This window comes from Thiobaca trueperi, assembly GCF_004342175.1.
Classification (GTDB): domain Bacteria; phylum Pseudomonadota; class Gammaproteobacteria; order Chromatiales; family Chromatiaceae; genus Thiobaca; species Thiobaca trueperi.
In genome coordinates this window covers 471,121-483,885 of sequence record NZ_SMAO01000002.1, presented here as the reverse complement: position 1 = coordinate 483,885, position 12,765 = coordinate 471,121, and the positions used below count along the sequence as shown (strand labels likewise).

General features: G+C 62.7%; 12 protein-coding genes. 9 read left to right on the top strand and 3 right to left on the bottom strand.

What is annotated here, in order from left to right:
* Positions 1-50: 50 nt before the first annotated feature.
* From EDC35_RS05310 to EDC35_RS05295, 4 genes are all read left to right on the top strand, one after another.
* The gene (locus tag EDC35_RS05310; protein ID WP_132976177.1) at positions 51-677 is read left to right on the top strand and encodes an IS607 family transposase; all 627 of its coding nucleotides are present in this window, start codon (positions 51-53) and stop codon (positions 675-677) included.
* The gene (locus tag EDC35_RS05305) at positions 671-1,831 is read left to right on the top strand and encodes an RNA-guided endonuclease InsQ/TnpB family protein (RefSeq protein ID WP_132976176.1); all 1,161 of its coding nucleotides are present in this window, start codon (positions 671-673) and stop codon (positions 1,829-1,831) included. Before EDC35_RS05310 ends, EDC35_RS05305 begins: the two co-directional genes overlap by 7 nt.
* Before the next feature lie 147 nt (positions 1,832-1,978).
* Complete coding sequence (locus EDC35_RS05300; RefSeq protein WP_132976175.1) at positions 1,979-3,781, top strand: ABC transporter ATP-binding protein/permease; 1,803 nt, start codon at positions 1,979-1,981, stop codon at positions 3,779-3,781.
* Positions 3,778-5,133 carry a GH1 family beta-glucosidase gene (locus tag EDC35_RS05295; RefSeq protein WP_132976174.1) on the top strand — a complete coding sequence of 452 codons (1,356 nt, stop codon included), beginning with the start codon at positions 3,778-3,780 and terminating at the stop codon, positions 5,131-5,133. The genes EDC35_RS05300 and EDC35_RS05295 overlap by 4 nt, the downstream gene beginning before the upstream one ends.
* 8 nt (positions 5,134-5,141) lie before the next feature.
* Here EDC35_RS05295 and EDC35_RS05290 read toward each other — a convergent pair whose 3' ends face one another.
* The 3 genes from EDC35_RS05290 to aqpZ all read right to left on the bottom strand — a co-directional run bounded on the left by EDC35_RS05290 (position 5,142) and on the right by aqpZ (position 7,249).
* The gene (locus EDC35_RS05290) at positions 5,142-5,633 is read right to left on the bottom strand and encodes a hypothetical protein (RefSeq protein ID WP_132976173.1); all 492 of its coding nucleotides are present in this window, start codon (positions 5,631-5,633) and stop codon (positions 5,142-5,144) included.
* Positions 5,630-6,433 (bottom strand): DUF2092 domain-containing protein, encoded by an 804-nt coding sequence (locus EDC35_RS05285; RefSeq protein ID WP_132976172.1) that lies wholly within the window; start codon positions 6,431-6,433, stop codon positions 5,630-5,632. The genes EDC35_RS05290 and EDC35_RS05285 overlap by 4 nt, the downstream gene beginning before the upstream one ends.
* Positions 6,434-6,517: 84 nt before the next feature.
* On the bottom strand, positions 6,518-7,249 hold the full coding sequence (aqpZ, locus tag EDC35_RS05280) for an aquaporin Z (protein WP_132976171.1): 732 nt from the start codon (positions 7,247-7,249) through the stop codon (positions 6,518-6,520).
* Positions 7,250-7,909: 660 nt separating this feature from the next.
* Here aqpZ and mraZ point away from each other — a divergent pair.
* Genes mraZ through EDC35_RS05255 form a run of 5 tightly spaced genes read left to right on the top strand, consistent with a single transcriptional unit; the run spans position 7,910 to position 12,764 of the window.
* Complete coding sequence (gene mraZ, locus EDC35_RS05275; RefSeq protein ID WP_132976170.1) at positions 7,910-8,365, top strand: division/cell wall cluster transcriptional repressor MraZ; 456 nt, start codon at positions 7,910-7,912, stop codon at positions 8,363-8,365.
* 14 nt (positions 8,366-8,379) lie between these two features.
* Positions 8,380-9,345 carry a 16S rRNA (cytosine(1402)-N(4))-methyltransferase RsmH gene (rsmH, locus tag EDC35_RS05270; RefSeq protein WP_132976169.1) on the top strand — a complete coding sequence of 322 codons (966 nt, stop codon included), beginning with the start codon at positions 8,380-8,382 and terminating at the stop codon, positions 9,343-9,345.
* Positions 9,342-9,635, top strand: coding sequence for a cell division protein FtsL (gene ftsL, locus EDC35_RS05265; protein ID WP_132976168.1), 294 nt, complete (start codon positions 9,342-9,344; stop codon positions 9,633-9,635). Before rsmH ends, ftsL begins: the two co-directional genes overlap by 4 nt.
* The gene (locus EDC35_RS05260; RefSeq protein WP_132976167.1) at positions 9,619-11,409 is read left to right on the top strand and encodes a peptidoglycan D,D-transpeptidase FtsI family protein; all 1,791 of its coding nucleotides are present in this window, start codon (positions 9,619-9,621) and stop codon (positions 11,407-11,409) included. Before ftsL ends, EDC35_RS05260 begins: the two co-directional genes overlap by 17 nt.
* On the top strand, positions 11,406-12,764 hold the full coding sequence (locus EDC35_RS05255) for a UDP-N-acetylmuramoyl-tripeptide--D-alanyl-D-alanine ligase (protein WP_132976166.1): 1,359 nt from the start codon (positions 11,406-11,408) through the stop codon (positions 12,762-12,764). Before EDC35_RS05260 ends, EDC35_RS05255 begins: the two co-directional genes overlap by 4 nt.
* The last annotated feature ends 1 nt before the right edge of the window (position 12,765 follow it).

Below are 12,765 nucleotides of genomic sequence, written 5' to 3'. Positions count from 1 at the left end.
CAGCTTCAATATAAGTTGCGCGTTATTGCGCAATTATTTATATTTTGACCATGTCACGCAAACTGGTCAGCATCCAGGAAGCCGCCGATTTCCTCGGCGTCGCGGCGCAAACGCTGCGGCGCTGGGAGCGCGAAGGCAAGCTCATCCCTGATGAGCGCACCGCTGGCGGAAGGCGGCGTTATGACCTGGCGCGTTTGCGCCCCGAGCACTTTCACACCCCAGAGACCGCCCGACGCACCATCGCCTATGCGCGCGTCTCCAGCCACGACCAGAAAGCCGACCTGGAACGCCAGAAGCAGGTGCTCGAACTGTATTGCGCTCGTCAGGGCTGGACCTTCGAGATCATCGCCGACCTGGGGTCGGGTATGAACGACCACAAAAAGGGACTCAAACGCCTGCTGGATGAGATCGTGGAAGGGCGCATCGGGCGGCTGGTCATCACCCACAAAGACCGCCTGCTGCGCTTCGGCGCGGAACTGGTGTTTGCGATCTGCGAGGCCAAACAGGTCGAAGTCGTCATTCTCAACCAGGGCGAGGACACGACCTTCGAGGAAGACCTGGCGAGCGATGTGCTGGAGATCATCACCGTCTTCTCGGCCAGACTGTACGGCAGCCGCTCGCGCAAGAACCAGAAACTGTTGGATGACCTGAAAAAAGCGGTGGAAGCCGCATGCTGATCGCCCACCGGATCGAACTGCGCCCGACTCCCGAGCAGGCCCGCTATCTCAATCAGGCGTGCGGCGCACGGCGGCATTGCTACAACCAGTTGCTGGACCATTTCAATCAGCCCGGCGTGACCTGGTCGAAGGCGGCGGCGTATCAGCACTACATGACCGTGCTGCGGGTCGCGTTCCCTTGGTACAGCGAGGTCTCCAGCCGGGTGACGCGCAATGCCATCGACGATCTGGATGCCGCCTTCAACGGCTTCTTCCGGCGCGTCAAGAACGGCTCCAAGAAGCCCGGCTATCCCCGCTTCAAAAAAAAGGACGTGAACGATTCCTTCGCCCTGCGCGAACCCGCCAAATTCGACGTAGACGGGCGAACCCTGCGCATTGAGCGGCTCAAGACCCGGATCGCGATGCGTCAGCCGTTGCGCTTCACCGGGGCGACCAAGCAAGCCACGATCAGCAAACAGGCCGGTCGATTCTTCGTCTCGATCCTGGCCGACACACAGGATTACAACCCCCATGCGCCGGATCAAGCGTCCGTCGGCGTAGACTTCGGGATCAAGGAGCTGGCCGTACTCAGTACCGGCGAGGTGATCCCCGCCAACCAGACAGTCAAGAAAAACCTCAAGCAGTTGAAGCGTCGGCAACGGAACCTGTCGCGCAAACTGAAAGGCAGCCGACGCCGAGCGAAAGCCAAGCTCCGCGTGGCCCGGCTGCATCAGCGGATCCGCAACCAGCGTCAGGCGGTGCTCCATGAACTGTCCGACAAGCTGACCCGCACCTATCAGGTCATCACGCTCGAAGACCTGAATGTTCAAGGCATGACGAAAAACCGCCGTCTCGCTCGCGCCGCGTCGGATGCCGGCTTGGGCGAGCTGCGGCGGCAGATCGAATACAAGGCCAAATGGCGCGGCGTGACGGTCGTGATCGCGGATCGATGGTTTCCATCCTCCAAGACCTGCCACGCCTGTGGTCAGCTCCATGAGATGCCGCTGTCACAGCGCACGCTGGTCTGTGACTGCGGACACATCATGGATCGTGACCTTAATGCCGCCAAAAACCTTGATCGGTATGGTCTGGACGCGCTCAAGCCGGACCTTAAACGCACGCAGGAGCCCTGTCAGACGCCCGGCTTGCCGGGTGCGTGGGCGTTGACGGCGTGAATAGATCGATTCAGCTTTGTGCAAGTTTGAGTAGATTTTTATGAGCGGCGTCTAAGCTATACTGCGCCCGCCGCAAAATCACCTGAAAACACTGCGGTCGGGATCAATCGACGACTCATCCTCCACTCACCCCCGCGATTTCTGCCCATGCATAGCGTCTGGTCCCTTCTGCATCGACTCGGGGTGCCCATCACCCGCGCCATCTGGCGCCGCTTCATCCAGATGATGCGGGATCTCAGGCGCTCAGAGATCGGCGGCAAGGCGACAGCGCTGTTCGCGCTGCTGATCCTCTTCATGTTCGCCATCAACGGGCTGAACGTCGTCAACAGCTTCGTCAATCGACACTTCATGACCGCCATTGAAAATCGTTCGATGGATGGCTTCGTGCGGTATGCGCTCATCTATCTGGCAGTCTTCGCCATCACGACCATCGTGGCCGTGCTCTATCGCTATGCGGAGGAACGCCTGGGGCTGGTGTGGCGCAAATGGCTCACCGGGGAGGTCGTTGATCGCTATCTGGAAGACCGCACCTATTTTCGGCTCTATGCCAGCGGCGAGCTGTCGAATCCGGATCAGCGGATCTCGGAAGACATCCGCGCCATGACCGGAACCACGCTGTCTTTCACCCTGATGTTTCTGAACGCCAGCTTTACGGTGATCGCCTTTTCCGGGGTGCTGTGGACCATCAGTCCGCTCCTGTTTCTGGTCGCCGTCGCCTATTCGATCCTTGGCTCGCTGCTCGCCATCTACCTGGGCAAACCGCTGGTCAAGCTCAATTACGACCAGCTCGACCGCGAGGCCAATTTCCGCTCCAGCCTGCTGCGGGTGCGCGAAAACGCCGAGTCCGTTGCGCTCCTGCGCCGCGAGGGACGGCTCAAGATGCGTCTGCGCGAAGGACTGGAGCAACTGACCGCGAATTTCCAGCGCATCATCGAGGTCAACCGCAACCTGGGTTTTTTCGTCACGGGCTACAACTATCTGATCCAGATCATCCCGGCCCTGATCGTCGCCCCGCTCTTCATCCAGGGCGAGGCCGATTTCGGTGTCATCACCCAGTCGGCGGTCGCCTTCGGTCATCTGCTCGGCGCCTTTTCGCTGATCATCACCCAGTTTCAATCCATCTCGGCCTATGCGGCGGTGGTCGCGCGACTCAATGCACTGCGTGACGCCATGACCCAGGAACGCCCCCATCACGCGCCGAGCGTCGAATTCAGCGAGGACTGTGGCAGCGTGGCCTTCGAGCGGCTCACGCTGTACGCCCCCCGCGACGGGCGAATCCTCCTCAAGGATCTGAGTCTGTCGGTTCCAGCCGGGGTCTGTCTGCTGGTCCGCTCGACCAGCGAGGCGACGAAGAAGGCGCTCTTCCGCGCCACCGCTGACCTCTGGGATCACGGCGAGGGACGCATTCTGCATCCCGGACATGAGCAGATCTTCTTTCTGCCGGAACGGCCCTATGTCCCGCCGGGAACCCTGCGCGAGGTGCTGCTGCGCACCGGACAGGAGAAAGGCATCCCGGACTGGCAGCTCCGGAACAGCCTCAACAGCCTGAATCTGGAGGAGGCGCTGATCAAGGCCGGCGGGCTGGATGTCGAGCACCAGAACTGGGGCGATCTGCTGTCGCTGGGCGAACAGCAGCGACTCGCCTTCGCGCGCATGCTCCTGGCCGCGCCGCGCTTCGTCTTTCTGGATCACCCCAGCCGGGGCTTGAGCGAATGCCCCATCGGCGAGCTGCTCAATCTGCTGCGCCATCGCGACATCACTTACCTGACCCTGGGTGACGTGGCGGATGATCCGCGCTTCTATGATCGTCTGCTGGAAATCGATGACGACGGCAACTGGCAGATCCGTCCACCCGGCGACCGTCGCGAGCACGCCGATCCCACCGCCGCCATCCGCAGCCTCGCCCAGCCGGGCACTCCGCCCGCGTCAGAGGACGCTCAGCCGGTATGACCACTCTCCCCTTTCCCAACGACTTTCTCTGGGGCGCGGCAACCTCCGCCTATCAGATCGAAGGTCATCCGCTCGCCGATGGCGCCGGCCCCAGCATCTGGCACCGCTTTGTCCACCAGCCGGGACGGATCGCCCACGACGACACCGGCGATCTGGCCTGCGACCATTATCATCGCTTCGCCGAAGACGTGGCGCTGATGGCCGATCTGGGTCTGGGCGCCTATCGCTTCAGCATCGCCTGGGGCCGGGTACTGCCGGAGGGACGCGGGGCGGTCAACATCAAGGGGCTCGATTTCTATCGACGCCTGACCGATGCCCTGCTGGAACGCGGCATCCAGCCCATGATCACGCTCTATCACTGGGATCTGCCCGCCGCGCTGCATGATCGCGGCGGCTGGCTCAATCCCGACAGCCCGCGCTGGTTCGCCGACTATGCGCGACTGCTGTTCGATGCACTGGACGACCGCGTACCGCTCTGGGTCACGCTCAACGAGCCCTGGGTGGTGTCGGTTCTGGGCTATCTGGAGGGCGAACTGGCGCCGGGTCATCAGGACTGGTTCGAGACGCCACGGGTCGCCCATCATCTGCTGCTGGCCCATGCCGAAGCGGTCGCCGCCTATCGCGCCAGCGGGCGTCACCGGATCGGGCTGGCGGTCAATCTGGAGCCGCAGCATCCTGCGTCATCCTCGCCTGACGATCAGGCCGCCGCCGCGCGACGCGACGCCTTCATCAACCGCTGGTTCCTGGATCCGCTCCTGCTCGGCGTCTATCCGTCTGAGCTTGAATCCCTGTTCGGCCCCGCCTGGCCCGGCTTTGCGGATGCCGATCTGAAGCGCATCCAGTGCGCGACTGATTTCATCGGCGTGAATTACTACTCGCGTGGTCTGGTGCGCGCTGCGCCCAACCATCCACCGCTGAACGCGGTGCGGATCAGCCCGACATACGCGCCGCGCACGAGCATGGATTGGGAGATCTATCCGCAGGGACTCACTGACACCCTGCTCTGGCTCAAAGACCGTTACGGCAATCCGCCGCTCTATATCACCGAAAACGGTGCGGCCTTCGATGACCCGTCGCCGTGCAATGGTGAGGTATCGGACCCCGAGCGGGTGGATTATCTGCGCACACACCTCTGCGCCGCTCATGCCGCCATCACGCAGGGTATCGATCTACGGGGCTATTTTGCCTGGTCGCTGCTGGATAATTTTGAGTGGGCGCAGGGCTATGCCAAGCGTTTCGGTCTGGTCCAGGTCGATCCACTGAGCCAGAAACGGACGCTCAAGACGAGCGCCCGTTTTTATCGCGAGGTCATCGGTGGAAATGGCGTTGCACCATCCCCTGCGACCGGATGATGCGCCCGTCAGTAGGGTGAATTGACCACGACATACTGGACGCTGGTCCCGACATAGCGCGGTTGATACCAGCTCGAACCGCACTGCTGATAGGTCACGCCATCGACATAGATCGTCGAGCACGAGGGCGGCAGCGAATAGACGATGGAGCCGATCACGGCCGCCGTCGCACCGATCGCCACCGCCGTTCCAACCGGGTGATTCCAGCGGCGGTCAACGTCGATATCGACGTTGCGATTCACATTGACGTTGGCGCTGCGGTTGATATTGGTATTGCGGTTGATGTTGGCATTGTGGTTGATATTCGCACCGCGATTGATATTGGCATTGCGATTGACATTCGCGCCACGGTTGACATTGGCATGCGCCCCCCGATTGACCGAGGTTCTGGCATGACCGCCGCCGCCCCGCGCCGTGGCATCGAACGACATCAGAACCAGACCGCAGGAAAAGACGGCCATGACGGCCAGCGTGAATGCTTGCTGCGAGAGACGTTTCATTTCGGCGACTCCTCGGGTGTGGCGGGTGCGCTGTTCTGGACGATGTCGATGGGGCGATCATCCTTGCCGGGAGTGAAAACAAAGATCGCATCATCGGGTCTGGCCTGGGTGTCCCAGGTCAGGTTCGCCATGTACTGGGGCTCGCCCGGTTCGTCTGTGGTGACGATGACATAGCGCAGCGGCAGGGGCACCGGACCCTGAGCGATCCAGATCTGCCAGTCGATCCCGTCCTGACGGAAGGCGTAATGATCCGCCAGTTGTCCGCCGATTCTGCTCGTACCAACGCGCATGGCCTCCTGAATCTCCGCTGTCGCTTCAGGGTTCTCGCCCCAGCGGAAGAGATCGACCAGCGGGAATTCGATGTCGTATTTGACCTCGATCTCGTCCACCAGCTCGCGGATGCTGGACGGTGCCGGAACCGTCGCGTAATACCCGGTCTCGGGGGTGAGCAGGGTGAAGTGTTTGCCGTCGTAGAAGAACTCGCGCGCCTTGCGATCCGTCTCCACACTGGCCCGCAGACGGTCGGGCTTGCGCGCCTGGATCTCGACCGTTTTGGTCAGTTGGATCTTCTGCCCGGAATCCAGCACCTCGTCCACCGTATCGTCCGCACGCAGACTGAAGGCGGTGAGACCACGCAGATACTCGCCCATCCGTTCCAGCGACTGGATGGCGGCGGGATCGATCATTGATGCCGGGGCCGGCTCGGCCACAGGCGCTCCCGTTTCCTCGGCGAGCAGGTGCCCGGAAAACGCCAGACCGGCCAGCAGGAGCGCGGTCGAGCGGTTGATGATGGGGGTCATGATCTGGTCCTCGTGTGGCGTTGATGTGATTCAAGACCGCCTGTGAACCGAATAGGGCCGACAGACGGCCTTGACAGAATGCGACTAGGCGGACGCTGTCGGCTCTTCAAAGAAACGGTAGATCAGACCCGCCAGCGCCGCGCCGACGATGGGCGCCACCCAGAACAGCCAGAGCTGGGCCAATGCCTTCCCTTCTCCAGACAGAAAGAGCACCAGCGCCGGCCCGGTGCTGCGGGCGGGATTCACGGAGGTGTTGGTGACCGGAATGGAGATCAGATGGATGAGAGTCAGGGCCAGACCAATGGCCAGACCGCCAGCCACCGCCGTGCCGCGCTTGTCGGTGACACCCAGAATGATGAAGAGGAAAAAGCAGGTCATGACGATTTCAGTGACGAGACCCGATAGCAGGCTGTATCCGCCAGGAGACTGCTCGCCATAACCGTTCACCGCCAGGCTGGTCGAGGTCAGGGTAAAACCCTCGGTCCCGCTTGCGATCAGCAGCAGCAGAGCGGCAGCCAGAATGGCCCCGACCGTCTGGGCGACGATGTAAGCCGGCACCTCGGCGTAGCCGAAACGCCCACCGACCGCCAAACCCACCGTTACCGCCGGATTGAGATGACAGCCGGAAAGATGGCCGATGGCATAGGCCATGGTCAGCACCGTGAGACCGAAGGCGAGCGAGACACCGAGCAGTCCGATGCCAATATCGTTGGTTCCGGCCATGAAGACCGCCGCCAGCACGGCGCTACCGCAACCGCCAAGCACCAGCCAGAAGGTGCCGATCAACTCGGCAAGTGAGCGTTTGATGAGAGACATCGCGATTATTTCTCCAGGTTATGCGAACAATTGAGCTAAACCGCGTCCAGTGCGATATGCGTAATTTTCAATTTGTGTTTAGCTCTGGGGAAGTCAACGACATCAGTGGAGACGCGGTTTAAAATTTCATATTATTGAATATCTTAAACCGCGCCAGCGCCAACAGTCGTCGATTCTGCCAAGGCCAACCCAATCCCCAAACATCACATACCGCACCGGGCACGGTTTAACCGAATTAACAAAGATGCGCCAACACAAACCGACCCTCTTCCGTTCATCCGCATCAATGCCATTGACGATGCGAAATCACCGCCATCAGTTTAACTCAACGTGTGCTTGACTGTGCACGCCCAGCCGCCTGATCGATGGATTCCGGCGCCAGTCAAATGATCACGGACACCCTCACTGGCAACGCATGGGGATTTCCCTCTAATGCTTAAAGCTCATTGCGAGTTTTAATTTGCATTCGATTGAAATAAAAGCGCTTTATCCAAGTTTATCTTCGCGCCGAGATAAGGCGTGTAAGTGGCTGACTGTCAAGAATAAAGACAAGCGATTTCTTGACGATGTCCCCTGCCGTCTCTAACATGGCGCCCGAGTGGGGAGCCGTGGGGAATGATGGGGCAAAGCGTCGGCGACGAATAACCAAGGGGTGCGCGGGTGTTCCGTGGGGTTTCCATCGTCAATCTGGACACCAAGGGGCGACTCGCGATTCCGTCGCGACAGCGCGAGCGATTGCAGTCGATCTGTGACGCGCGTCTGGTGGTCACGGTTGATCGGGATCGCTGTCTGCTGCTCTACCCGGAACCCGAATGGGAGATCATCGAGCGCAAGTTCGCCGCACTTCCCGCGCTCGACCCCACGGCCCGCGCGCTTCAGCGTCTCTATGTCGGCAATGCACAGGAAGTGGATATCGACACCCAGGGCCGAATCCTGCTGCCGCAGCATCTGCGTGATTTCGCCTCACTTGACAAGCGGGTCGCCTTCGTCGGCCAGGGCATCAAATTTGAGTTGTGGGATGAAGCGGCCTGGCAGGCACGCAACGAGGCGGCCTTGAGCGATGCAGCAATCGGCGAGCTGGCACTGGTTGCGGGGCTCGGCTCCCTGACACTTTGAAAAGCCCTTCTCTCATGATTGACGCGCAATGCAAAGCCTTGCAAAACAACTGTTTACTGCATCAACCTGTTCTATTGGAGGAGAGTGTGGCGGCCCTGGTCATGGACTCGAATGGCATCTATCTCGACGGCACCTTTGGCCGTGGCGGGCATAGTCGCGCCATTCTGTCCCGTCTGGGCGCCGCCGGTCGGCTGCTCGCGGTTGACCGCGATCCCGATGCCGTCGCCGCCGCCCGTGCACTGGCCGCAGAGGATCCACGCTTTTCCATTCACCCCGGACGTTTTGGCACCATCGGCGAGATCGTCGCGGCAGCCGGTCTTGACGGTCGTCCGTTGAGCGGAATCCTGCTGGATCTCGGTGTCTCCTCGCCGCAACTGGATGCGGCGCAACGCGGTTTCAGTTTTGGCGCCGAGGGGCCGCTCGACATGCGCATGGATCCGCACTCGGGCGAGTCAGCGGCGCAGTGGCTCGCCCGTGCGGATGAGGCGGACATTGCAGCGATCCTCTACGAGCTTGGCGAGGAGCGTTTCGGTAAACGCATCGCCCGCGCCATCGTCGCCGCCCGCACCGCCGAACCAATCACTTCCACCACCCAGCTTGCCGAGATTGTGGCGCGTGCGGTGCCGACCCGCGAACCGGGCAAACACCCGGCGACCCGCACCTTTCAGGCACTGCGCATCCATCTGAATGACGAGCTGGCTGACATCCGCAGCTGTCTCGATCAGGTCTGCGATCTGCTGACAGTGGCTGGACGCCTGGTCGTCATCAGCTTTCATTCGCTGGAGGACCGCATCGTCAAGCGTTTCATCCGTGATGAAGCGCAGGGACCGGTCCTGCCCAAGGGGCTTCCGGTTCGAGCGACGGCGGTTCAGGGCCGTCTGCGCGCACTCGGCAAACCGGTGCGCCCGACCCCGTCTGAAGTGGCGGCGAACCCGCGCGCGCGCAGCGCCATCATGCGGGTTGCCGAGCGGCTGTCATGACGCGCACCGACGCCCTGATCCTCGCCGTCCTCTCGCTGGCCGTCATGCTGTCGGCGGTCGCCGTGGTCTATGCCAAATATCTGACCCGCAGCCACTTCGGCCAGTTGCAGGAGCTGCGTGCGCAGCGCGACGCCATCGATGTCGAATGGAACCGTCTGCGGCTCGAAGAAGCGGCGCTCTCCACTCATGCGCGGGTTGAACGCAAGGCGCGTCACGAACTCGGCATGTTCGCCCCGCGTCTGGGCGATGTGCTCCTGATTGAGGAAGGTGGTCATGGCAAAAAGCCCTAGCCGTCGCCCGCGACGGCTCCTGCCTCCCCGCGCCAAACCAAATCTGGTGTGGCGTCGTCGCCTGCTGGTGGGGGTGCTCTCGGCGGCCTTCGTGACGCTCTCTGCCGCCGTCTTTTACCGTCAGGTCATCGAAACCGATTTCCTGCGCACCGAGGGCGAACGGCGTTATCTGCGCGATGCCGAGATCGCGGCCCGACGCGGCATGATCATGGACCGCAATGGTGAGCCGCTGGCCGTGAGCACGCCGGTGGAGACCGTCTGGGCGGATCCACGCCGACTGGCCGAGCATCTGGATGCGCTGGCGCCGCTGGCGTCCGTGCTCGGACTCGACGCCGGCGCCCTGCGCGAGAAGGTCGCCGCCAACCGCGAACGCGGGTTTATCTATCTCAAGCGCCGGGTCAGCTTCGATGAGGCGCGGCAGGTCAGAGAGGTCATCGCCAGACATCAGATCAGTGGCATCGATTTCGAGACCGAATACCGGCGCTTCTATCCGGGCGCGGAGGTCTTCGGCCATGTGATCGGCTTCACCAACATCGAAGACCGCGGTCAGGAAGGCATGGAACTCGCCTATGACGATCTGCTGAAGGCCGAGCCCGGTCTGCGCCGCATCATTCGCGACGGACGTCATCGCATCGTGCAGGAAGTGGAGCAGATCCGTCCGCCACATCCGGGCAAGGATCTCACCCTGAGCCTGGACCGGCGGCTGCAATTCCTCGCCTATCGCGAACTCATGAAGGCGGTCAAGGAGCACAAGGCCAGGGGCGGCACGGTCGTGGTGCTGGACGTGGCCAGCGGCGAGGTGCTGGCGATGGTCAACCAGCCGGGCTACAACCCCAATGCCGACCGCGAGACCGATGCTGACCATCGCCGCAATCGGGCGCTGACCGATGTCATGGAGCCCGGTTCAACGGCCAAGCCGTTCGTGGTGGCGGCGGCGCTGGAGAAAAAACTCATCTCGCCCGGCACCCGGATCGCCACCGGCTCCGGCATGATGATGGTGGGCAAGAACACCGTCCGCGATGTCCATAATTACGGCAATCTCGATGTCACCGGCGTCATCACCAAGTCCAGTAATGTGGGCTCGGTGAAGATCGCCCAGATGATGGATTACGCCACCCTCTGGAATCTCTATGACCAGCTTGGATTCGGTCATGCAACCGGCGTCGGCTTCCCCGGCGAGACCGTCGGTCGTTTGCGTCATTACACCAAATGGCGGCCATTCGACCATGCCACCATGGCCTTCGGCTACAGCTTCTCCGTCACCGCACTCCAGCTTGCACAGTCTTATGGCGTTCTGGCGGCAGATGGCGTCAAGCGCCCCGTGACCCTGCTGAAACGAATCCCGGCGACAGACGGGCACCCGGACGAACATGCCGCGCCCAGCGCGGTGCGTGTCCTGAGCGCCGATACCGCCCGCAAGGTGCGCGCCATGATGGAAACCGTGGTCTCCGACAAGGGCACAGCCAAGCAGGCCCAGATTCCCGGCTACCGGGTCGGCGGCAAGACCGGCACCGCCAAAAAGGCCGGACCCGGCGGTTATGGCGCCGGTCGCTATCAATCGGTCTTCGCCGGCTTCATCCCCGCCGGTCAGCCGCGTCTGGTCATGGTGGTCATGGTCGATGAGCCGCGCGGCGGCGCCTATTACGGCGGCGTGGTGGCCGCACCCGTCTTCCAGCGGGTGATGGAGGGCGCAATGCGGCTCCTCAATATTCCGCCGGATGACCTGGAGCCCTCAATGCTGCTCGCCGTCGCGGGCCGGGAGCCGGCGCCATGATGATGCTGTCTCAAGCCATCGCCCAGGCCGGCGGATCGCTGCATGCTGAGGACGTGCGTTTCGCTGCCGTCGGCACCGATTCGCGCGCCGACTGCGCCGGACAACTCTTCATCGCCCTGCGCGGCGAGCGGTTCGATGGGCATGAATACGTCGCCGCCGCCCAGGCGGCTGGCGCGGTGGCCGCGATGGTTGACCATCCGCTGCCGCTGGATCTGCCGCAATGGGTCGTCGCTGACACCCGGCTCGGTCTCGGGCGTCTGGCGGCGGTCTGGCGTGACCGTTTCCCCGGTCGGGTCGTCGCCATCACCGGCAGCAACGGCAAGACCACGGTCAAGGAGATGATTGCGGCCATCCTGGCGCAGGCCGGTCAGGTGCGTGCCACCGTCGGCAATCTGAACAATGACATCGGCATGCCGCTGACCCTGCTGCGCGCCCGTGACGAGGATTTCCTGGTGCTCGAAATGGGCGCCAATCATCACGGCGAGATCGGCTACATGACCGACATCGCCCGTCCCGACGTGGCGCTCATCACCAATGCCGGACGCGCCCATCTGGAGGGTTTCGGCACGGTCGAGGGCGTGGCGCGGGCCAAGGGCGAGATCGCGCGCGGGCTGCCCGCCGGGGGCGTCTTCGTGGTCGGCGGCGATTCACCTTACACACCGCTATGGCGTGAACTGGCTGGCGAACGACGGATGCTGACCTTCGCCCTGGATGGCGCGGCTGACGTGCAGGCCGTCTCGGCGGATACGCAGGTCGCCTGGGACGCCGACGGTTTCCGCACCGTCTTCACGGCGATCCATGCCGATGGCGATCTGCCCCTGACCCTGCGTCTGGCCGGTCGCCACAATGTCCGCAATGCGCTGGCGGCAACCGCTGTGGCCCTGGCGCTCGGCATCGATGCCGACGCCATTCGCGCCGGGCTTGCCAGTCTGCAACCGGTGAAGGGACGGCTGTATCCGCGCCGCTGTCAGGGGCTCGGCGTCATCGACGACACCTATAACGCCAACCCGGACTCCATCGCCGCCGCCATTGAGGTACTGGCCGGGCTGGCCGGGCGACGCTGGCTGGTGCTTGGCGATCTGGGCGAACTGGGGCCGGATGCGGCCCGATTGCATGAGGAAATCGGCGTGCTGGCGCGCGCCGCCGGGATTGAGCGGCTGGTCACGGTCGGGGGCTTGAGTGTCGGGGCCAGCCGCGCCTTTGGCGAAGGTGCGCGGCATTTCGCGGATCAGGCGGCCTTGATTGCCGCCCTGAGCCCCGAGCTGCGCGCGGAGGATTCGGTGTTGGTGAAGGGTTCGCGCCTGGCGCGGATGGAACGAATCGTTGAGGCGCTCTGCGCCGAGGTCAAATCTTAAG